The following is a 22,429-nucleotide window of genomic DNA, read 5'->3' as shown; positions in this document are numbered from 1 at the left end:
CTGGCAAATAGAATCCTGTTTCAGAGCTTTGAAAACCAGCGGTTTTAATATCGAAAAAACGCACATCAATGATATGCAACGTTTCGAAAAATTACTTTCTATTGTTTTCATCGCATTCTTTTGGGCATATCTCACCGGATTGTATATCCATAAGAAAATCAGAAAGATAAGACTATTGAAGCATGGAAGACTGGCCAAAAGTTATTTCAAATATGGACTTGATTATATTTTTCAGTGGTTAGATAAACTTGATTTTAAAGAAAATATGAACCCTATGATATTTTTGTCATGTACTTAGTACATGTGTTACTTTTTTCTTTGCTTTACGCTTTAGACCATTCCCTTGGATGGCTTTGGAAGGTGAAAAAGTAACAATGAGAAATAGCAAAAAATGTGTTACATGTGTTACTTTTTAGTCCTTAGATAGCGTTAACTGATAACTGTTGATTGATAACTGAATAAAGTGTTACTTTTTGAAACTAATTAATAATAAAATAAATACAAAAATGAAAAAGTACCTATTGAAAATTTTGTTAGTATTATTTGTGGCTTTGCCATTCATCTCGTGCGACTCAGACGACGACAACAACATCGAAGATGGCTGGAAAGCGCCGATATTAACCGACAAGGGGGCTTACATCCTCAACAATGGCAACTGGGGCAAGAATGATGGCAATATGGGCTATTATTCCGAAGCGGGAGTGTTCACCTCTAAACTGTTCTATAATATGAACGAAGAACTACCATTGGGCGATCTGGTGCAAGATATGTCAATATACGGAAACAAGATGTATGTATCCGTAAACGGATCGAATAAAATCTATATTGCAAACCGTATGGGCAAACTGCTCAACAATGGCATTATAGATCCCAAAACCGACGGCGACCAGCCAATGCTTCCCCGTTACACTTACGCACATGGCGGAAAAGTGTATGTAACTACCGAATCGGCTCACCTTTTGCGTATAGATACCACCACCCTGCAAATAGACGGGAAACTGGAGCTTACCTCGTATCCTGAGACAATGACAGTGGTGAATAACAAAATGTATGTGGTTAATTCGCAAAGATATACAGGAACATCAAATATTGTATCGGTAGTCAATTTAAGCACATTTGCAAAAGAAGATGATATAGAAATAGAAGGCCAGAACCCTGAAAGGATTATAAGCGATAGCCACAATAATATATATGTGATAGCTACAGGCAATTACGCAGAGGTGAGACCTACTTTCCAGAAGATCAATCCTGAAACACGGGCCGTAACGGTTATTGGTACCGATGTGGCATACCGTATGGCTTTGGCCGGAAACCGCGTTCTGTTGTTAGCAAAGGATGTTGAAAACTGGGGGCCTACCATTCCTTACTATTATGATATAGCAGAGGGTAAAGTTGTAAAAGAGAGCTTTGTTTCGGGGGATGCCAATCTCGACGATGCAAGCGATATCTCTGTCAATCCTTACAATGGCGATATTTATATCACAGTTTCGTCTTTTGGCGAAAAAGGCAAGATGTATGTATATTCTTCTGCCGGACAGCTTAAAACGCAATTCAGTACCGATGGATATTTTCCGATGGGGGCATATTTCTTGCAGAAAAATTAAAAGGAAATGACTTTTTCTAAAATACCTTTTACATTCACTATTTTTCTTCTTGTCCTGGCAGGTTGCACCATCAAGCCTGCCGGACAAAAGGAAGGGGGGCATAGCGAAGAATATACGGTACAATATGCCAAAGGATTTACTGTAAACAAATATGCCGGATATACAGAAGTCTCTGTGGTAAACCCTTGGGATACAACCCGCTTGTTGCAGAAATATATTCTGGTAGACCGCGAGAAGGAAATCCCGGCAGACTTGCCAAAAGGGACAATGGTGAAAATTCCTTTGAAATCGGTAGCTACATACAACACTTTGCAATGTGCAACCTTGTCTGAGCTGGGAAAAGCTGGTGTCATAAAAGGTGTATTTGAAAAGCAATACATTAAACTGGACGAAATAAGAGAAGGCATTGCCAACGGAACAATAGAAGACTTGGGAGAGGCATCTAAGCCCGATGTGGAAAAACTGATAATGCTTTCGCCCGAAGCTATTCTGGCTTCGCCCATCGTAGGACAGACATATGGCAATGTAGATAAGACTAAAATTCCCGTAATAGAAATACCCGACTATACCGAGCCTCATCCGTTGGGGCGTGCAGAGTGGATACGCTTCTATTCGCTGTTTGTAGGCCGGGAACAACTGGCCGACTCCCTGTTTGCCGCCACAGTAGAGAATTACAATGCGGTGAAAAATGCGGTACAGCAGCTTTCGGCAGCACCTACTGTATTCACCGACACGCGCTATATGGGTACGTGGAATATGCCGGGCGGTAAAAGTTATATGGCCAATATGCTTGCCGATGCCGGAGGTGCTTATGTCTGGGCCGACGATAATTCCACTACATTCCTGCCGCTTACTTTCGAAACGGTGCTTGATAAGGCCGGCGATGCCGATATCTGGATTATCCGCTATTTTGCGCCCGAAGACATGACTTACGGTAGTCTGGAAAAGGAATATAAGCCTTATTCTCATTTCAAGGCATTCAAGCAACGTAATATATATGGATGTAATACCTCTTATTCTACTTATTTCGAAGACCTTGCTATTCATCCCGATTATGTGTTGATGGATTTTGCAAAGATTTTTCACCCCGGATTGTTTTCCGGTTATGAGTTAAGGTATTATAAGAAACTGGCGGAATAGGTATCCGGGAGAATTAAAAATTTGTTACTTGTGTCTTATAACTCGCAATTATATCGTATTTTCGCAGTTACAAATTCTGACTACAAATGAGATATTTTTGTTTATTTATCGTTCTGTGTTTATTGTTGCCGGTACTTTACCTCTCATCGTGTGCCAAGGTAGATGATGATGATAATCAAGCCCCGGAGGTAACCGATATACGTATCAATATAAACGATACGGTACGTTATCTCGATGGCGAGGTGGTCCGTACTATAAAGCTAAACGACAGTCTGGATACAGATCCCGGCAGGATAGATATCGTTCCGATAGACAAATGGTTGTATGTTTCGGCGCACTTCTCCGACGATATTTCTTTGTCTTCCTACATTGTGGGCGGACGGATAACATACAAAAGCCTGAAAGAAGGGAGAGATTCCACTCTGCGGTTTGTAAAACTCGGACGAGGTATATTCGGAGCCAAAGATTCTACTATAATCCGCCACCGGGTGATGCGTATAGAAGATACATTGAATGTGGGCGGAGTGGCTTCGTATGCGCTTCGCGAAGAAAAGGATCACCATATCTACATAGTGGCTATGGACAGGGCAGGCAATATGAATACTAGTCCCGATACTTTGAGGATTCCGGTGAAGTATGTTCGCCGCAAGACGATAATAGAAGACAATAGTACGCCTGCGACACCCGATCCTGAACCCTGATAAATCAAATCTAAAAAACTTTATCTATAGCATGAATCCATATCGAAAGGTTCATGCTTTTTATTTTGAATATTTATTGGCAAGGCTGCATATTATAGTTACTTTTGCGGCGATAATTTTAATTTAATTAACAAAATGAAACAAAGACATTTTAAAGGACATGGAGCTTTCCGTTTCAAACGGTTTGCACGGAAAGCTTACAGTGCATTCAACAGTATGCACCGCGTTGTAAACATGGGCGTAGTAACAGGTTGCGCATTAATTTGCCTGCCATCGGGTACAGTATCGGCACAAAAGTCGGCCGAAAGCGGAGAGCAGCAAAAAGTGATGGAAAAAGAGCTGGATGAGGTGATGGTTACAGCCTCGCGGGTAGAACTACCTATCAACCAGACGGCCAAGCTGGTTACAATTATTTCCAAAGAGCAGATAGCGCAGGCTCCCGTCCGGAGTATCCAAGACCTGCTGATTTATGCTGCCAATGTAGATGTAGTGCAGCGCGGCGGACATGGAGTGCAAGCCGATATCTCGCTACGAGGTGGTACTTTCGACCAGACTACAATACTACTCAATGGAGTAAACCTATCTAACCCACACACAGGACACTACAGTTTCGACTTTCCTGTCAACCTTTCCGACATCGAACGTATAGAAATCATCCACGGCCCATCTGCCCTCATCTTCGGAGCCGGAGCTTTCTCGGGAGGAATCAACATCATTACGAAGAAGAATATAGACTATAAGGCCTATGCCAACGTAGAAGCCGGAATGCATAAGCTGCGCGGCATAGAGGTACGCGGCACGGCAAAGACAGGCCTGGCCAATCATAGCCTATCGGTTGGCTATAACTCTTCGGACGGGTATATACACAATAGTGACTACGACATCTACAATGTGTTGTGGCAAACCCGTTTCCGGTTTGGAGGCGAATCGAAGATGGACTTGCAACTAGGCTATAATGATAAGCAATATGGAGCTACCACCTTCTATTCGGCACTGTCAAACGACCAATACGAGCGAACCAGCACGTATATGGGTAGCCTGAAAGGCGAGTTCGGCTCGAAACTGAAAATAGTACCGATCATATACTGGAACAGGCATCACGACCAGTACGACTGGATAAAAGACACGGAAGCCGGGCGCAACTTCCACCGCAACGATACCTATGGAGCCAATCTTATCTTTGCCTATAAATCAAAACTGGGGACGACATCGTTGGGGGGCGAACTGCGCAGGGAAGACATTATGAGCACCAACCTCGGGTTGGTAATGGCTGAACCGCACCGCAAATATACCAAATATGACGACCGTACGAATACAAGTGTATCTCTGGAACATACTGCCGGCATAACCGACAAGCTTGTAGTATCGGCAGGGGTATTGATGAACCATAATACTTTGCTCGATGGCAAATACAGGTTCTACCCATCGGTGAGCGTTACTTACCGGCCGGATAATAGCTTTTCGGTATCGTCATCGTGGAGCAAGTCGACCCGTATGCCCACGTTTGTCGACTTGTATTATAAGGCTCCGACACACAATGCGAAGAACGACCTGAAACCGGAGAACTCAGAATCTCTTGAACTGGGACTCAAATATAGAAAGTCATTCTTTAAAGCTTATCTGACAGGCTTCTTGCAATGGGGGCGCAATATGATAGACTGGGTAAAAGAAGACCCCGCATCTGTGGTTTACACTTCGTGGAACCACTCGAAGATAAATACGCAGGGCGTGGAAATGGGAGCAGAGTTTCTATTGGGTGACATCCTGCCTGTACTGGGCGAGCAATCGTTGCTGGCAATAGATTATACGCGTATGCACCAGGATAGTGACACCCGCAATATGATATCTTTATACAGCCTTAATTATCTGCGAGATAAATTCACTACGCGTTTTCACCATCGTATATATAAGGACTTCTCTGCCAGCTGGTATTTCCGTTTCCAGAAACGTATGGGAACCTATGAAAAGTATGAGGATAAAGTGAAGATCGGCGATGTCGGATTCCCTTCGTTCTCCACTCTCGACCTCAAGCTGGACTATAAATACAACGATATGTCGTTTTACCTGAACCTGAATAACTTGTACGATACGCATTATTTCGACAAGGGTAATATTCCTCAGCCGGGCTTCTGGCTGATGGGAGGTCTCAGCTATACATTCCGTTGAGGGTCAGGGTAGCCTGATTTATTGGGAGGAATAAAAATGAAACAGGATTGAGAATCAATTGATTCTCAATCCTGTTTGTGCGCATGAAGGGACTCGAACCCCCACGAACGTAGTTCACTGCCACCTGAAGACAGCGCGGCTACCAATTACGCCACATGCGCATTTCTGCTTCTCGCTAGTACAAAATTAATATATTTTTTTCATTTGCTAAACAATAACCGGAAATTTTTACCCTTCAGCCGGAAATAAAAAAGGAAGCCCTACCGAGCTCCCCTTATCATTTCAGACTTACGGTTAATGGTTTGTTAACCTAAGTAGCTTTTTAGTAATTTGCTGCGTGAATTTTGACGCAGACGTTTTATTGCCTTTTCCTTTATCTGACGTACGCGTTCGCGTGTGAGCTGAAATTTATCACCGATTTCTTCCAAGGTCATTTCCTGATATCCTATACCGAAGAACATTTTGATAATTTCACTTTCCCTTTCTGTCAGCGTCGATAAAGCGCGCTCAATTTCTTGTTGTAGCGATTCGTTTATCAACGTGCGGTCGGCAATTGGTGCATCGTCGTTTACAAGTACATCCAACAGGCTGTTGTCTTCACCTTCTACAAAAGGCGCATCCATTGAGATGTGGCGTCCTGAAACTTTCAGCGAATCGGCGATTTTATCTACAGGTATATCCAGTTGCTCGGCAAGTTCTTCGGCCGATGGCTTACGTTCGTTTTCCTGCTCAAATTTAGAGAAAGCTTTGCTGATTTTATTCAGCGAACCTACCTGATTGAGCGGAAGACGTACAATACGCGACTGTTCTGCCAATGCTTGCAAAATGGATTGTCGAATCCACCATACTGCATAACTGATAAATTTAAATCCCCTTGTTTCGTCGAATTTTTCAGCAGCTTTGATTAGCCCGAGATTCCCTTCGTTGATTAAGTCTGGTAGACTGAGCCCTTGATTTTGGTATTGCTTGGCAACCGAAACAACAAATCTTAAGTTTGCTCTTGTCAGTTTTTCCAATGCAGCCCTGTCGCCTTTTTTTATAGCCTGGGCCAATTCTACTTCTTCCTCAACCGTTATGAGATCTTCGCGACCAATTTCTTGTAAATATTTGTCTAAAGACGCACTTTCACGATTTGTGATTGACTTTGTAATCTTTAACTGCCTCATATACAGATTTGTGTATTAATACATCTCAAAAATGTTTGCAAATATAGCAAAAAAATAGCAAATGCGGGTCCTTAGTCCGGCTTTATTATTTACCTTGCTTGTTAATTTTATCCAAAAAGATATTTTTTGCGGTCTTTTGCATCAAGTTATTTATTTCGGGTGTCTCCTAAAATATAACGCTTAAGCATAGCGAATGTTTTATGCTTAAGCGTTAATTAAATATTATTAGCGGTGCTGGTTATTCGCTAAGGTCTACTGCATAATATTTCCGTGAACCGTTAGCATTTAGTCCCGAAATAAACAGGCCTTTATCCTGGCCGTTTGCTGTCGTTTGTATTATTTTTTCCACATCGGCAGGTGTCGATACAGGTTGGTTGTTTATTTTCTGTATAATAAATCCTTTGGAGATACCTTCTTTATGGAATTTTCCGGCAGGGTCTACACCTGCAACTTCTACTCCATAACTGATACCCAGCGATTTCTTCTTCTCTGCGGTCAGTTCTTTGAATGCTGCACCTATAGTGCCGAGGGCGTCGCTTTTCTTCACTACGGATGTGCTGCCGGTGCTTGTCTTCAGTGTTACATCGAAAGTCTTGTCGGCATTACCACGTTTTACTACCACTTTCACCTTGTCGCCCGGACGATGCCTGTTTACCTGGTCTTGCAGTTCGCTTACGCTTCTTACTTTAACACCATTTACGGCTGTTATTACGTCACCTTCTTCCAATCCGGCTTGTTTGGCAGGACTCATTTCAGCAAATTCGGCAACAAAAGCGCCTTCGTTTATTGTTATATTCTTAGTCTTGTCGGGGCTTACTTCTTTTGCTACTGAGATATCCTGAATCATTACACCTAATACGGCACGTTGTACTGTGCCAAACTCTTTGATGTCGGCCACTACTTTTCCGGCAATAGAAATAGGTACTGCGAAGCCGTATCCGGCAAAGTCGCCTGTTTGCGAGTAGATGGCAGTATTGATGCCAACCAGTTCGCCGTTTGTGTTCACCAATGCTCCGCCACTGTTGCCACGGTTGATAGCTGCGTCTGTCTGGATATACGATTGTATGTTACCCGGGCCTGACGAGCCTATTCCGCCACGTCCTTTGGCACTAACGATACCGGCTGTTACAGTCGAAGTCAGGTTGAAAGGGTTGCCGACTGCCAATACCCATTCGCCCACTTTCAGGTTGTCGGAGTTGCCGAAAGGAATATATGAGAAGTCGTTACCTTCTATTTTCAATAGCGCGATATCTGTTTGCGGGTCTGTACCCAATAGCTTGGCGTTGAATTTACGATTGTCATTCATGGTAACCTCTATTTCATCAGCTTTTTCTATTACGTGGTTGTTTGTAATAATATAGCCGTCTTTCGAAATAATAACACCCGAGCCGAATCCTACACTTGGCTGTGGGGTTCCATAATCGCGTCCGCCACGGTCGCCAAAACCGAAGAAATACTCAAACGGGTCTATTTGTTGGCGTCCTCCTTGCGAAGCTTGCGCTTTTACTGTCGATTTTATATGTACTACTGCGTGTATAGAGTTTTCTGCGGCTTTGGTGAAATCGGGATAGCCGTCGGCGGTCAATCCAACGAGCTGAACACCTTCTTGTCCGAAGTTACCGCCATAGTTGTACACGTCTGTACTGCTGTAGTCTTTTTTGTATTCCATGAAGCTGTACATCCCATATGTAGCTCCTATACTCACTAATGCAACCAGTACATAGGTTGAAATATTCTTCCAAAAGTTTTTCATATGCAAGTATTTTTATTGTTTAATAATTTCCTTTATATAATTATCTTCAATATAGATTTATAATCTCTTAAAAGCATCCTGCGAGGATACGTTTTGTTTTACCCAAATTTAAACACAAAAATCATACACTTGGTATATACCCAAGTTCTTTTTTAACACTTTTAACCGAGAGAATGATCTTTATTGCAATTTTAACAGTTTCGATAAGACTTTTTGTCAGTCCGCCAGCTTTCGTTGGCATGCTGCGGTTTAATATTCCAGACAGCTCATTATTCAAAAAAAACAAGCCTGGAAATACTCCGGGCTTGTTTTCAGAAGATAATTATGTCATTATACTTTTACTTGAAAAGCATGTTTTTGATGTCTGAGTTTGTCAGGAATTTAGAGAACTCGATATCGTTGGCTATAGCTTTTGCCGAAACACCGTTTTGGATTGCCGATTTCAGGTTTCCTACTACTCCCGACGTATTGTTTGTACGTGCAGCAACGATTGCCGACAGGTAGTAAGTAGTTGCATCTTTCTTAGTTACGGCATTCAATGTTTGTTGCGCTTTGTTGTAGTTTTGGGTCAGTAGTTGAGCCAAAGCTGCATTGTTTGTTTTAGCATCACCAAACGATTGTACTGCTTTGTTGTAATCTCCTTTTTGAAGATAGAGCAAACCAAGGGCTTCGCCCAACGATGACGCGCCTGCTGCATTACCCAGCAGTTGTTCGGCTTTTGCGGTATTGCCTTCTGCCATAGCCAATAGAGCCTGGTTCATGCTTGCTTCCGGCGATTTGGATGATGCAGAAGATGCTTTGGCGAATGCTTGAGCTGCTTTAGCTGCTTGCCCGTTTGCATAGTGGTATGCACCGAGGTTGTTCCATCCGCGATAGTCGTTAGGATATTTTTGAGTGATGTATGTATATACTTTTTCTTTCGATACTCCGTCGAGGTTGGCAGCATATAACAGCTCTTCTACCGAAAGTCCCGACATATCCGAAGTTGCAGCAGCTTTTAGTTCCTGGTCTGTTTTCCCGATAACTTCTACATTGGCGATCAGGCGCGAACGGCGAAGTTTTGGCAGGATAGTTTCGGCAAGGTCGGAGTAGATAACAGAGATATTCTTTATTTCACGTTCTCTTGTTTCAGGATCCGGATACATAGACAATACATCGAGGATAAGGCGTTTGTCTTGCAGGCTCGAAGCCTCAACCAGTTTCTTAAATCCTTCCCAGTCTTGTGCTGTATATTTAGCATTGATTTCGGTGTCGATTGCTTTTTTCTTAAATTCTTTTTTCAGGTAGTCTGATGTGTTTTTCTCACGTTGCTCAGCAAGTTTTTCGTTCAATTTGAAACCACCGTCTGGCGATGCGTATGCAGCTACTTCTACATCTATGTTTTTGCGGGTATTTTCATCAGCTTCTTTCACAAGGTCTTTCCATGCAGCTAGATTCGATGAGTTTAGTTCGCTCGAACGCAGTTGCGCTTGTTGTATAAGGAACATGATATCGGCATCATAAGTTTCTTTTATTATCCGTTGGAACGCATCGGGAGCTACAGCCGGCGATACGTTTGCTGCACTAGCCAATGATGCTGTAGATACTACGCCGTCGGCAATTTTAAGATCGCCGAATCCGGGAATAGTCTTTCCGTCTCTGCTGAAAGCGAATCTGAGGTATAGTTCAGATTTTTTCATTGCCTCAGTATAAGTAAATTCCGATCTCATAACGAAGGTGCTTCCCGTTTCGTAGTTTACAACGGTTCCGTTGCCGGCAACTTTTTCTCCTTGGAAAGTGTATGATGTACCCAGAGCTTCGCCTCCGTTATATTTCAAGTATGGAGTAACCACTACCGAAGTGTTTTTATCGAACCATTTAGCAGGGAAGCGTCCGTTGATAGTAACAGGTACTTTATTTCCCACTAGTTCTAGCGGGGAGGGATTGACCGAAAACAGCGAATTGCCCAACGGGCTGATCGCCTTTTTGCTACATGATGTCGCCAAAATAGCAACCAGCATGATTGTAGAAAAGAATAACTGTAATTTTTGCCTTTTCATAGTTGAAAAAATGTTTAGTCTTTTAGTTTTTTAAGAGATTGCATCTATAACGCAAAACTACCTTTTTTCTTTTTGATTAAGAAATCTGAAAAGCGATTTTTTGCTATATAATGCACATTTAATATTTTTTAGGAGGCAAAGCTGTTTCTTAATCTTTAATCATCCTTACACTTAGCGACGAAGGTACGTATATACCCTTAGAGCTTAGTGTAGAGTAGATTTCTTCATTCAGCCCGACACTGACGGTGCTATAGTCTCCGCTGTTTACCCATGCTCTGATAGTGATGTCTATCGTCCCATTATTTACGGTCGTAACGCCGACAAAAGGTGCAGGGTCTTGCTTTATCAGGCTATTGCTTTTTATTATAGAAGAAAGAATATCTTTTACCTCGTTAATATCTGCTCCATAATTGATATTGAACGTGATGTCCACCCGTCTGTCTTTTTGTGCCGAATAGTTGGTTATGCTTCCGGTAGACAGTGGCCCATTAGGCAGGAAGATGGTTATATTGTCGCCTGTAAGTAGCACAGTGTACAGTATGCCTATGGATTGTACAGTGCCGTCCGAACCTTGGGCTACAACGCGGTCGCCCACCCTGAATGGCTTGTTAATAAGCAGCATGACGCCTCCTGCAAAGTTAGACAAGTTGTCTTTCATCGACATACCTATCGCTAGGCCTGCGGCAGCTATTATGGCAGCGAATGATGTGGTCTGTATCCCTAGCACATTTACTATCATCAGGAATAGGACGAGCTGTAGTGTAATATTGATAAGGCTGTCGAGGAAGCTCCGTACAGTCTTTTCTATATGCCTGCGGTTGAGAAACCTGTCGAAAAATCTGCGCAGCCATTTTATTAGCCATCGGCCTATTATAAAAACGACGACTGCTGCTGTTATCTTTATTCCTAAAGATATGGCATGGTCTAATAGTTGTTCGAATAAGCGGTCTAAAGTGCTTATCGTAGATGCAGTATCGGTAATGTCGATACTGTCGGCAAGTAGAATGTTTAACTGTAGCATAGGAATTGATGTTTTTTTAACTAAACATCCCAAAAGTGTATATTGTTAAACTTATTATAAAATTTTTCGAAATAAAGCATTTTTTTCGATACTTGAAAAGTTATATCTCCTTTATATCAGTAATTTTGATTGCCAATATATTCTTTTAGCCGTATGAACGATAAATTAAAAGATTTTCTCGACAGAAAAGTAAATGAATACAACACCAGCGATTTTATAGCAAACGATCCGGTGTCGATACCTCATTCTTTTTCTGCGAAACAAGATATAGAGATTATGGGCTTTTTTGCCGCCATATTTGCGTGGGGGCAGCGCAAGACGATTATAAATAAATGTAAAGAATTGGCATCGCGAATGGATGGCACTCCTTATGAATATATAAAAGGGCATGGAGACCAAGACTTGAAACACTTGCTTGGTTTTAAGCATCGTACATTCAACGATACCGATTTGCTTTATTCTGTCGATTTCCTGAAACGGCATTATCAGGAACAGGAAAGCCTTGAATCTGCATTTTTTCCTCGCGAAAGTATGTCGGTAGAAGAGGGGCTGAATCATTTTCAGGATTACTTTTTCCTACACCCCAATGCCCCTCAAAGAACCCGCAAGCATATTTCTTCGCCCCGGCAGCGGTCGGCTTGCAAAAGGTTGAATATGTATCTGAGATGGATGGTGAGGTGCGACGACAAGGGTGTTGATTTCGGTCTGTGGAAAAAGGTATTGCCGGCATCGCTGATCTGCCCTCTGGATGTACATGTGGAACGGACAGCACGGCTCTTGGGCTTGCTCAACCGCGAAAAAGCCGATTGGGCTGCGGCGGTAGAACTGACCGGGAATCTGAGGAAATTAGATCCGGATGACCCTGTGAAATATGACTTTGCGCTATTCGGAGTGTCTATAGAAGAGAAATGTATGATAGACAAATTGTAACGATATCGTTTTATTTTTTGTACTATTCATTTAGACGGTTTGTTTTTTAATCTATATTTGTACTCTCAAATTAAGATAAAAAAGGTAAATGGGTAAATTATATGTTATCCCTACCCCGGTGGGAAATCTCGAAGATATGACGTTTAGAGCCATACGGCTGCTAAAAGAAGTATCGCTCATACTGGCAGAAGATACGCGTACTACGGGTATTCTCCTGAAGCATTTCGAGATACAAAACAAAATGCAGTCGTACCATAAGTTCAACGAACATAAGGTGGTTTCCCAGATAGTAGAAAGGCTGAAAGGAACAGAAGATATAGCACTGGTTTCCGATGCCGGGACGCCGGGCATATCCGATCCTGGTTTTTTGGTGGTTCGCGAATGTGTCAAAGCCGGAGTTGAAGTAGAGTGCCTGCCCGGGGCAACAGCGTTTGTGCCGGCATTGGTGTCGTCGGGCATTCCTTCCGATAGGTTTTGCTTCGAAGGGTTTCTGCCCCAGAAAAAAGGAAGAATGACCCGTTTGAAGTTTTTAGCGGAAGAATCGCGCACAATTATTTTCTACGAATCGCCCCACCGTGTGTTAAAGACCCTCACTCAACTGGCTGAATATATGGGCGAAGAAAGGCAGGCTGCTACATGCCGCGAGATATCGAAAATACACGAGGAAACCCTCAGAGGAACTCTCAGAGAATTAATATCTCACTTTTCGGTGAACGAACCCAGAGGTGAATTTGTTATAGTGCTATCAAGTAAGGAAAATTGAAATCAGAATATAAACTAAATTTTTAATATTAATTTTATGAAAAAAATGTTAGTAGGATGCTTGTGTTTATTAGCATTGGCATCATGTAATGTGAAAAATTCGGACGAATACAAAAGATTGCAGGCAGAAAGGGATTCTTTGATGCAAGCTAATGCGCAAAGCAACAACGAACTGTCGGAGACAACCGATTTGATAAACGAAATAGAAGAAAATTTCAGACAAATCAGAGAAACAGAGAAATGGCTGGCCATAGAATCGAAGGGCAAAGGTGAGTTGTCAGTAGATAAGAAAACCGAGATAAAGGAAAACTTCGAAATGCTAAACGAGATATTGAAGAAAAACAAAGAAAATATCGAAAAGCTGAACCGCCAGTTGAAGAGCAATTCGGGACAGATGGCTACATTCAAGAAAACTATCGAGAACCTGAATGCTGAACTGACAGAAAGAGCTAAAACAATATCGGAACTGCAACAATCGCTGGCAACACGCGACGAGCAAATTGCAGCCCTCAAAACAGATGTGCAATCGCTGGCTGCAAATGTAGACGAACTAGCTACCCAGACAGCAGAGCAGGCTTCGAAAATTAAAGCTCAGGATCAGGAACTGCACACAGCTTATTATATGTTCGGCACATCGAAAGAACTGAAAGAGGCTAAAGTGGTAACAGGCGGATTCCTTGCTTCGAACAAGATATTGAACGAAGGTATCGAGGCTAGCAAATTTATTCAGGTAGATATCCGCAAAACATTGGAAATACCTTTGTACGACAAGAAAGCAAAAGTATTGTCAGACCATCCTAAAGACAGCTATACGCTGGAAAAAGACGCCAATGGAAAAATGGTGTTGAAAGTGTCGGACTATAAGAAATTCTGGAGCCTGACCAAATTCCTAGTGGTGCAGGTAGGATAAAAGAACATATCTATATAATTTGTAATCCCGGTAAACTTTATTGTTTTATCGGGATTATTATTTATACAGGTTTTGCCGGTCTGTTATTATTTTGTTATTTTGTGTGACTTATTCGGTTTTGTGGCGACATATATAACAAAACTATTAATAAAACGAACAAAATGACTATGAAACATCTGGAATTTGCGCTCAATGGAGACAAAAGAATTAAGCTCTTTGTCGTATCTGTAATTGTTTTGGTGCTGAGTTTTGTTATAGCCAGCCTTGTTGGGTCTATTCCTATAGCCCTTGTAGCGAAAGCATTGGCCAACGGTCAATCAGTTGACGCTTATCTATCGGATATGGCATCTTCCGGATTGTCACAAAATATGCTTTTTGCTTTGATGGTTTTGCCATTGGTATTCGCCTTTTTTGTTCTCTTATTTTTAATAAAGGCTTTTCATAAATGGAGCTTTACACAAATAGTCAACGGTACAAATAAGATCAGGTGGAACCACGTATGGGTAGGAGCAGGCGTATGGGCGGCTCTTTCTATCATATCGCTTGCTGTGGAATATATGCTCCATCCTGCCGATTTTACCCTACAGTTCGATATTTCTACATTCATTCCTTTGGTACTGCTTTCGCTTATATTATTACCTTTTCAGACCTCTTTCGAAGAGTTGGCATTCAGGGGCTATCTGGCTCAGACTGTGGGCAATCTTACCCGCAATCGTTGGTGGGTGTTGATCATTCCGTCCCTAGTATTTGGCTTGCTGCATATATCTAATCCCGAAGTAGCGGAGTTTGGTATCGCCCTTATGTTGCCTCAGTATATTATCATGGGGGCGATTATGGGACTTACGAGTATTCTCGATGATGGTATCGAAGTGGCTCTGGGCATCCATGCTGCCAATAATATATTTGCCAGTTTGTTTATTACACATTCTTCGTCGGCATTGCAAACCCCGGCACTGTTTAGTGTTGCTGATATCGACCCCGTGGGCAGTTTGATTAGCACGGTCTTGTTTGGAGTCGTTTCAATCGCTGTTTTCCATAAACTTTACGGCTGGAAGTTTTCGGTAATGAATAGGAGAATAGAAGAAGTAGCCGATACAGGAAGTTGTCAGGCTCAATAATATAAAAAAACCGATAAATGAATCATCTATCGGTTTTTTTTATTGTTTGTAATGAAAAGTAAGTAACTGTTTCAATCCTTATTTTTTCTTATTCACACGGAAACGCTCGTTGCCGTTCTTGATGAAATCTACAATCTGGTTTGCGGCTGCAATACCTGCATTTGTATTAGCTTCGGCAGTTTGCGCACCCATTTTCTTAGGAGTAGAGAAGTAGCGTCCTGCAAATTTTTCAGCCATTTCTGCGTTATTACCCGGCATGATGTCGGTAACGTATTTGAAGTCCTTACGATCTTCCATCAATTTTACCATCTCGGCCTCGTTTATCACTTCCTTGCGGGCAGTATTGATAAGTAATGCGTTTTTAGGCATCTTGTTCAGCAAAGCGTAGTTGATAGAGTTTTTAGTCTCGGCAGTGGCAGGGATGTGCAACGATACGAATTGGCAAGTTTCATACAATTCTTCTGCCGATGCTACTGCTTTCACGCCTTCGCTCTCTATCTGCTCTGCTGTAAGGAACGGGTCGAAAGCATACACTTCCATACCGAAACCTTTGGCTACACGCGCCACATTGCGCCCTACATTGCCATAGGCGTGGATACCCAGTTTCTTGCCCATCAGCTCAGTTCCCGATGTGCCGTTGTAGAAGTTGCGTACAGCATATACTGCTAGTCCGAGAGCAAGTTCTGCCACAGCATTGGCATTTTGCCCCGGTGTGTTCATCACACAGATATCGTTGGCTGTTGCCGCATCGAGGTCTATGTTGTCGAACCCTGCTCCGGCGCGAACTACTATTTTCATCTCTTTGGCTGCATCCAATACTTCTTTATCGAAAATATCGCTGCGGATAATGGCGGCGTTGGCCGTTGCAACAGCATCGAGCAACTGTTGCTTTTCTGTATATTTCTCAAGCAGTACCAATTCGTAGCCTGCTTTTTCTATTACGTCTCTGATACCGTTTACAGCTTCGGCTGCAAATGGTTTGTCTGTTGCTATTAGTATCTTCATTATTATAGAAGCCCCTCCAACCTCCCCCAGAGGGAGGCTACAAAGAGAGTGTTTTTTAATTAAAATTACTATTCATTTTTTATGGTTTACCCTTAAGTCCCTCAAGGGGGATTTAGGGGGCTTACTTACTCATTTTCTTTTCAAACTCCTGCATAGCATCTACTAATGCCTGTACGCCTTCTTTTGGCATAGCGTTGTAGATAGAAGCGCGGAATCCACCTACCGAACGGTGTCCTTTCAGTTCGTATAGTCCTCTTTCCTTAGCAAATTCGAGGAATGCAGCTTCGTTTCCTTCATACTCGGGGGTAAGTACGAAACATACGTTCATCAACGAGCGGTCTTCTACCTGGCAAGTGCCTTTGAATACAGGGTTGCGGTCGATTTCGTTGTATAGCAATTCTGCTTTTTCTTTATTGCGTTTATACATTGCTTGTACGCCACCATTGGCTTTCAGCCAGCGCAATGTTTGCATTGCTGCATATACAGGCACTACCGGAGGAGTATTGAACATCGAACCGTTTTCGATATGTGTGCGATAGTCGAGCATAGTCGGTATCTGGCGGTTTACCTTGCCTAGTATTTCATCTTTCACTATCACGAAGGTTACTCCGGCAGGTGCAAGGTTTTTTTGCGCTCCGCCATATATAAGTGCATATTTAGAAATGTCTACAGGGCGTGAGAATATATCCGACGACATATCGGCAACCAACGGCACCGGAGAGTCTATATCGGTATGAAGTTCGGTACCAAAAATAGTATTATTGGTGGTGATGTGGAAATAATCGGCATCGGTAGGTATTACATAATCTTTTGGTATGTATGTGAAGTTTGCAGGCTTAGATGTAGCCACTTCAACTACCTCGCCAAACAATTTAGCCTCCTTTATAGCCTTGCTTGCCCACGTACCGGTATTGAGGTAAGCCGCTTTCTTTTCCATCAGGTTGAAAGGAATCATACAGAACTGAAGGCTCGCCCCACCACCTAAGAAAAGTACTGAATAGCCGGCAGGTATGTCCAGCAATTCTTTAAACAACTCTACAGCTTCGTCCATTACAGCCTGGAAATCTTTGCTGCGGTGGCTGACCTCCATAAGGGAGAACGATGAACCATTGAAATCGAGTATTGCTTTTGCAGTTTCCTCTATTGTCTGTTGAGGAAGGATAGATGGTCCGGCGCTAAAATTGTATTTCTTCATCGTGTTATAAAAATTAGGTAATTAAGTTTATCTATTGTTATTCTTTTCGTTTACTAGTCTCTTTGCTGTTTTTATAGTTAAATGTATCCTTATTAGGTTTCCAAAATTACTAATTATATCTTAATTGGCATTATTTAAAGCAAAATATTATTTTAATGCAATATCACTGTTTTGTCAAAATGTTTTTCGTAAAATGTTTTCTTTCTATTTTTGGAAAAACGGACGCAATATTTTATTGTTTTGTTATATTTGTAAGTAATAAAAAGTAAGAAACTGGAGATAAAAAATATTTTGCCGTTTTTTGTCATTTATTCATCGAGATTGTTTAACCTTATACCAAAAGAATAAAAAGATGGCTATAATTAAACCGTTCAAAGGAGTAAGACCTCCAAAAAATATCGTAGAAGAAGTGGTTTCGCGCCCGTATGATGTGCTTAGTTCGCTTGAAGCGCGCCTCGAAGCAGCGGGTAATGAAAAATCCCTTTACCGCATTATCAAGCCCGAAATAGATTTCGATGACGTAATAGACGAGCATCACCCCGATGTTTATGAACGTGCAGTCTGCAATTTCAATAAGTTTCAGGAAAAAGGATGGCTGGTGCAAGACCCGGAAGAATGTTATTATGTATATGCCCAGACTATGAACGGTAAGACCCAGTACGGACTTGTCGTTTGTTCGCATGTGGATGATTATATGACAGATAAGATAAAGAAACACGAGCTTACGCGCCGCGACAAGGAAGAAGACCGCATGAAGCATGTAAGGGTGAATAATGCCAATATTGAGCCTGTCTTTTTTGCATATCCCGACAATAAGGAACTGGATGCAATTGTACGCTCAGTAATAGATACCCCTGCCGAATACGATTTTATTGCGGCAGATGGAGTAGGGCATCACTTTTGGGTGGTAGACGATAAAAATATAATTGCCAGAATAACATCACTTTTTGCGGCTATACCTCAGCTATATATAGCCGATGGGCATCACCGTTCGGCAGCAGCAGCATTGGTTGGGGCAGAAAAGGCAGCACAAAATCCAAATCATAAAGGGGATGAAGAATATAACTATTTTATGGCTGTCTGTTTTCCTGATACCCAGCTGAATATAATAGATTACAACCGCTTGGTAAAAGACCTGAACGGCTTGACGCCAGCCGAATTTCTGGAAAAACTGGAGGCTCATTTTGTAGTCGAAGAAAAAGGTCGGGAAATAGAATCACCAACAGGATTACATAATTTTTCTATCTATCTGGATGGTAAATGCTATAGCTTGACGGCAAAGGAAGGTACTTACGATGACAACGACCCTATCGGCGTATTGGATGTAACCATTTCTTCTAAATATATACTCGATGATATATTGGGTATAAAAGACCTGCGTTCGGATAAGCGTATCGACTTTGTAGGTGGTATTCGCGGATTGGGAGAGTTGAAAAAACGGGTGGATAGTGGCGAAATGAAGCTTGCTATTGCCCTCTATCCCGTAACCATGAAGCAATTGATGGACATTGCCGATTCGGGTAATATTATGCCTCCGAAAACGACCTGGTTCGAGCCCAAATTACGGTCGGGCTTGGTGATACATAAGCTGGAGTAAATAAAGAGGCTTAGAAATGGTTGATAGATTAATTTATTAACCATTTTTTGTGAATATAATTCTTTGGAAATTCCCCGGTAGCTTTCTAAAGGATGGGAATCATCTGCTTATTAGGGATTCAATAAACTAAAGAGGCAAAAAGTTTAACAGAGATAGTCTTGCTATGGGCTTGTATAGCTTATTTATTTTTTCTAATTTTGCGCATACAAACTGACATTAAAACTATAAAATGAAAAAATTACTACCCTTTTTAGTTATATTATTAGGCTTTATAGCTTGTAGTGACGATGAAGAGCCTCAATACATTGACAGTAGCGGATTTTATGGTGCATGGTATTATCTGAATGCAAAAAATGATTCTACAGTCTATATTTTCAAGAGAGACGGGGTATGTGTTCGCGAACATTGGAGATACATTTGGGTTCCTACTCTTGACTATGCTAACAATCTTTCTTATAAAGTTTCTTCCGATGAAATTATCTTTGATGACAATATTTATGGTGGAATAAAATATAAATTTAAGGAGGATAATATTCTCTCGTTATGTGAATTTTCTCATTGGCATGATTACATCAGGGTAGATTCATATAGCGAACCGGAAGTAGAAGACTAATCCTTGATTGGATAATTATAATCGTATAAAGGTAAGCAGTGGCTCAAGAAGTCGCTGCTTATTTTTTTTGAAATGTCAACACCACTTGTCTTTTGTTGTTACAAAGTCTTATCTTTGCACCAAAAATAAGAATTATGTCACTCAAATATGCAGTAATCGGCACAGGTGCTATTGGCGGATACTATGGAGGGCGGCTTGCTAATGCTGGCAAAGACGTACATTTTCTGTTCCATTCCGACTATGAATATGTAAAGCAAAACGGGTTGAAAGTCGATTCTGTCAATGGCGATTTTCATATCTCACAACTAAAAGCATACAACAATACAAAAGATATGCCTGAGTGCGATATTGTACTTGTCGGGCTTAAATCAACAAACAATTCCTTATTGAAAGAGATGCTTCCACCTCTGCTGAAAAAAGATACATTGGTGATCCTTATCCAAAACGGGCTAGGATTGGAAGAGGACTTGCAAAAGGACTTTCCGGAACTGTATATTGCAGGAGGGTTGGCTTTTATCTGTTCCAGTAAGATTGGTAAGGGGCATATTGCTCATATGGATTACGGCAAGGTGAATATCGGTTCGTATTCTTGCCCCGATCAGGGCTTGATAGATAAAGTCATTTCCGATTTTCGCGAATCAGGAATTGACGCACAGAATGTAGACCTGAAAAGTGCGCGTTGGATGAAACTGGTCTGGAATATTCCATACAACGGCATGACTGTAGTTTTGAATACCCGTACAGATTTGTTGATGGAAAATCAGGCAACAGAAGGACTTATCAGAAATATGATGCTCGAAGTAATAAGGGCGGCCAATAATACGGGGCTAAAACAGGAAATCCCCGAATCGTATGCAGATGAAATGCTGGAAATGACCCGCAAGATGACACCCTATTCGCCAAGTATGAAGTTGGATTATGATGCTCGTCGCCCGTTGGAAGTGGAATATATTTATTCGCGCCCGGTACTCGAAGCAAAAAGGGTAGGGGTGGAAATGACGAGGGTAGCTATGCTGGAAAAGCAACTTCGTTTTATAAATCAGCAAATATCAGGTAAGTAAAAAGAGATACAAAGTACTGTTTAATTAAATTCGTTGCTTTTGAGGGAATCAGGCACAGTCCTTTTCATTTCTTCTACAGCAATACCTTCTCTCTTTTCTTCTTCCAATAGACAAACATCCCTGTAGCCAGCACTGTACACACAGCCCCGGTGATGTTGCCATATATAAGCGGTAGTCCAAGCCCTTCGGGTGCAATTACGATATAGGTAGAAACCACCATTGTCATAAACATGGCAGGCAGGAAAGTAATCCAGAAACATTTCTTTTCGCGACATAGATATACAGTTATCGTCCACAGGGTTGCTGTAGCAAGCATCTGGTTTGCCCACGCAAAATAACGCCACAGTATATCGAAATTGACTTGCAGTAGGATGAAACCTACTACAAACAGGGGTATGGACACAAATAAGCGGTTCTTCAAAGGCTTTTGGTCGAAATTGACAAAATCGCTCACGATAAGGCGGGCAGAACGGAATGCCGTGTCTCCCGATGTTATCGGAGCGGCTATTACTCCCAGTATAGCCAATATAGCACCTACCTTACCCAGCCATGTATGCGTGATTTTATCTACTACTACGGCCGCATTATTCCCGTTTTCGGCAAGAAATGCCTGTAGTCCGCCCACAGTGCCAAAGAAGCTCATAGCAGCAGCAGCCCATATCAGTGCCACCAGGCCTTCGGCTACCATCGCCCCATAAAATACTCTTCGGCCCTGTTTCTCATTTTTCAGGCAACGTGCCATCATGGGCGATTGTGTAGCATGAAAGCCCGATATAGCCCCACAGGCTATGGATATGAACATCATCGGGAAAAGCGGGTATTGGCTCGGGTTGGGGTGCATATTTACCAGATTGGACGGGACAACTTCCGGAACAGGCATCCAGTGGTATATAATAGACCCGCCTACGCCTACAGCCATAAACAGTATGGCGAAGCCGAAAAGCGGATATATCTTTCCTATCAGTTTGTCGATGGGCAACAGGGTAGCCAACATATAGTAAACGAAGATAACGATGCTCCAAAATGTAAAGTCGAAATATCCCGGCGTCATATTGGTCAGCAAACGTGCGGGCCCTGCAATAAACACCGCTCCGACCAATATCATCAGGAAGAGAGTAAACAGGCGCATAAATTGCTTGAAACTTACGCCCATGTATATACCTGCCAGTTCGGGCAGGCTTTTGCCGCCGTTGCGCAACGAAAGCATCCCCGACATATAATCGTGGACGGCTCCACCCAATATTGTGCCGAATACAATCCACAGGAAAGCAGCCGGTCCGTATATCGCGCCCATTATCGCCCCGAAGATAGGACCGAGCCCTGCGATATTGAGAAACTGGATAAGGAATATCCTGCCCCATCCCATAGGTACATAGTCTACCCCGTCTTGATGTGTGAACGCAGGTGTCTGCCGGTTTTTATCCGCTCCAAATACTTTTTCGACAAAAGAACCGTAAACGAAGTATCCTCCGATAAGGACGGCTACGGCAATAAAGAATGAAATCATAGAAAATATGTTTTAGGTATTAGTCTTCCGGGTCGCTGTCGGATATACAAATATAAAGAAAAAGAAGTTATTGTCAAATAATAAGTTTTTGGGTATAATAAAAAATAAGGGGCTGTCCAAAAAGCAATTTTTACTATCACT

At 42.1% G+C, this 22,429-nt stretch carries 18 protein-coding genes, 1 tRNA gene and 1 pseudogene; 12 read left to right on the top strand and 8 right to left on the bottom strand.

The genetic code is table 11. The annotated features are described in order from the left end of the window. The 5 genes and pseudogenes from D0T57_RS15685 to D0T57_RS10265 all read left to right on the top strand — a co-directional run. Positions 1 to 298: pseudogene (locus D0T57_RS15685) on the top strand (IS4 family transposase); the annotation flags it as partial. A gap of 208 nt (positions 299 to 506) precedes the next feature. Beyond that, the gene (locus D0T57_RS10280) at positions 507 to 1,604 is read left to right on the top strand and encodes a YncE family protein (protein ID WP_163273406.1); all 1,098 of its coding nucleotides are present in this window, start codon (positions 507 to 509) and stop codon (positions 1,602 to 1,604) included. Between the two features lie 6 nt (positions 1,605 to 1,610). Next, positions 1,611 to 2,744 (top strand): ABC transporter substrate-binding protein, encoded by a 1,134-nt coding sequence (locus D0T57_RS10275; RefSeq protein WP_163273405.1) that lies wholly within the window; start codon positions 1,611 to 1,613, stop codon positions 2,742 to 2,744. 86 nt (positions 2,745 to 2,830) lie between these two features. Continuing rightward, positions 2,831 to 3,445 (top strand): hypothetical protein, encoded by a 615-nt coding sequence (locus D0T57_RS10270; RefSeq protein WP_163273404.1) that lies wholly within the window; start codon positions 2,831 to 2,833, stop codon positions 3,443 to 3,445. Positions 3,446 to 3,580: 135 nt separating this feature from the next. Continuing rightward, positions 3,581 to 5,611, top strand: a complete 2,031-nt coding sequence (locus D0T57_RS10265; protein ID WP_163273403.1) for a TonB-dependent siderophore receptor — start codon at positions 3,581 to 3,583, stop codon at positions 5,609 to 5,611. Between the two features lie 78 nt (positions 5,612 to 5,689). Here D0T57_RS10265 and D0T57_RS10260 read toward each other — a convergent pair. The 5 genes from D0T57_RS10260 to D0T57_RS10240 all read right to left on the bottom strand — a co-directional run bounded on the left by D0T57_RS10260 (position 5,690) and on the right by D0T57_RS10240 (position 11,590). Further along, positions 5,690 to 5,772: transfer RNA gene (locus D0T57_RS10260), tRNA-Leu, on the bottom strand. Positions 5,773 to 5,916: 144 nt separating this feature from the next. Further along, entirely contained in the window at positions 5,917 to 6,777 is an 861-nt protein-coding gene (locus tag D0T57_RS10255; protein WP_006797564.1) for an RNA polymerase sigma factor RpoD/SigA, read from the bottom strand. Positions 6,778 to 7,015: 238 nt separating this feature from the next. After that, positions 7,016 to 8,530: a Do family serine endopeptidase gene (locus D0T57_RS10250; RefSeq protein WP_163273402.1), complete on the bottom strand. Its 1,515-nt coding sequence runs from the start codon at positions 8,528 to 8,530 to the stop codon at positions 7,016 to 7,018. 338 nt (positions 8,531 to 8,868) lie between these two features. Next, positions 8,869 to 10,569, bottom strand: a complete 1,701-nt coding sequence (locus D0T57_RS10245; protein WP_163273401.1) for a lipopolysaccharide assembly protein LapB — start codon at positions 10,567 to 10,569, stop codon at positions 8,869 to 8,871. A 148-nt stretch (positions 10,570 to 10,717) separates the two neighbouring features. Next, positions 10,718 to 11,590 carry a mechanosensitive ion channel family protein gene (locus D0T57_RS10240; RefSeq protein ID WP_163273400.1) on the bottom strand — a complete coding sequence of 291 codons (873 nt, stop codon included), beginning with the start codon at positions 11,588 to 11,590 and terminating at the stop codon, positions 10,718 to 10,720. 153 nt (positions 11,591 to 11,743) lie between these two features. On the opposite strand from D0T57_RS10240, the gene D0T57_RS10235 reads away from it, so the two are divergent. The 4 genes from D0T57_RS10235 (at position 11,744) to D0T57_RS10220 (ending at position 15,310) form a co-directional block, all read left to right on the top strand. Then, on the top strand, positions 11,744 to 12,520 hold the full coding sequence (locus tag D0T57_RS10235; RefSeq protein ID WP_163273399.1) for a TIGR02757 family protein: 777 nt from the start codon (positions 11,744 to 11,746) through the stop codon (positions 12,518 to 12,520). A gap of 88 nt (positions 12,521 to 12,608) precedes the next feature. Beyond that, entirely contained in the window at positions 12,609 to 13,283 is a 675-nt protein-coding gene (gene rsmI, locus D0T57_RS10230; RefSeq protein ID WP_163273398.1) for a 16S rRNA (cytidine(1402)-2'-O)-methyltransferase, read from the top strand. A gap of 36 nt (positions 13,284 to 13,319) precedes the next feature. Beyond that, positions 13,320 to 14,192, top strand: coding sequence for a hypothetical protein (locus D0T57_RS10225; protein WP_163273397.1), 873 nt, complete (start codon positions 13,320 to 13,322; stop codon positions 14,190 to 14,192). Positions 14,193 to 14,353: 161 nt separating this feature from the next. Next, positions 14,354 to 15,310 carry a CPBP family intramembrane glutamic endopeptidase gene (locus tag D0T57_RS10220; RefSeq protein ID WP_221412300.1) on the top strand — a complete coding sequence of 319 codons (957 nt, stop codon included), beginning with the start codon at positions 14,354 to 14,356 and terminating at the stop codon, positions 15,308 to 15,310. A 78-nt stretch (positions 15,311 to 15,388) separates the two neighbouring features. Here the strand turns inward: D0T57_RS10220 and D0T57_RS10215 are convergent, their stop codons facing one another. Next, entirely contained in the window at positions 15,389 to 16,315 is a 927-nt protein-coding gene (locus D0T57_RS10215; RefSeq protein WP_163273395.1) for a 3-phosphoglycerate dehydrogenase, read from the bottom strand. A 121-nt stretch (positions 16,316 to 16,436) separates the two neighbouring features. After that, positions 16,437 to 17,510: a 3-phosphoserine/phosphohydroxythreonine transaminase gene (gene serC / locus D0T57_RS10210; protein WP_163273394.1), complete on the bottom strand. Its 1,074-nt coding sequence runs from the start codon at positions 17,508 to 17,510 to the stop codon at positions 16,437 to 16,439. A 352-nt stretch (positions 17,511 to 17,862) separates the two neighbouring features. Between serC and D0T57_RS10205 the strand changes: the two genes are divergently transcribed. The 3 genes from D0T57_RS10205 (at position 17,863) to D0T57_RS10195 (ending at position 20,781) form a co-directional block, all read left to right on the top strand. Further along, positions 17,863 to 19,107, top strand: a complete 1,245-nt coding sequence (locus D0T57_RS10205) for a DUF1015 domain-containing protein (protein ID WP_163273393.1) — start codon at positions 17,863 to 17,865, stop codon at positions 19,105 to 19,107. Positions 19,108 to 19,336: 229 nt separating this feature from the next. Continuing rightward, positions 19,337 to 19,720, top strand: coding sequence for a hypothetical protein (locus D0T57_RS10200; protein WP_163273392.1), 384 nt, complete (start codon positions 19,337 to 19,339; stop codon positions 19,718 to 19,720). Between the two features lie 134 nt (positions 19,721 to 19,854). Then, positions 19,855 to 20,781 (top strand): putative 2-dehydropantoate 2-reductase, encoded by a 927-nt coding sequence (locus D0T57_RS10195; RefSeq protein WP_163273391.1) that lies wholly within the window; start codon positions 19,855 to 19,857, stop codon positions 20,779 to 20,781. A gap of 73 nt (positions 20,782 to 20,854) precedes the next feature. Here D0T57_RS10195 and D0T57_RS10190 read toward each other — a convergent pair whose 3' ends face one another. Next, positions 20,855 to 22,288 (bottom strand): carbon starvation protein A, encoded by a 1,434-nt coding sequence (locus tag D0T57_RS10190; RefSeq protein WP_163273390.1) that lies wholly within the window; start codon positions 22,286 to 22,288, stop codon positions 20,855 to 20,857. Between the last annotated feature and the right edge of the window lie 141 nt (positions 22,289 to 22,429).

The organism is Dysgonomonas sp. 511, assembly GCF_010501105.1.
Taxonomy (GTDB): Bacteria; Bacteroidota; Bacteroidia; order Bacteroidales; family Dysgonomonadaceae; genus Dysgonomonas.
The sequence above is the reverse complement of the archived record's forward strand: the minus strand, read 5'-3'. Positions and strand labels throughout refer to the sequence as shown.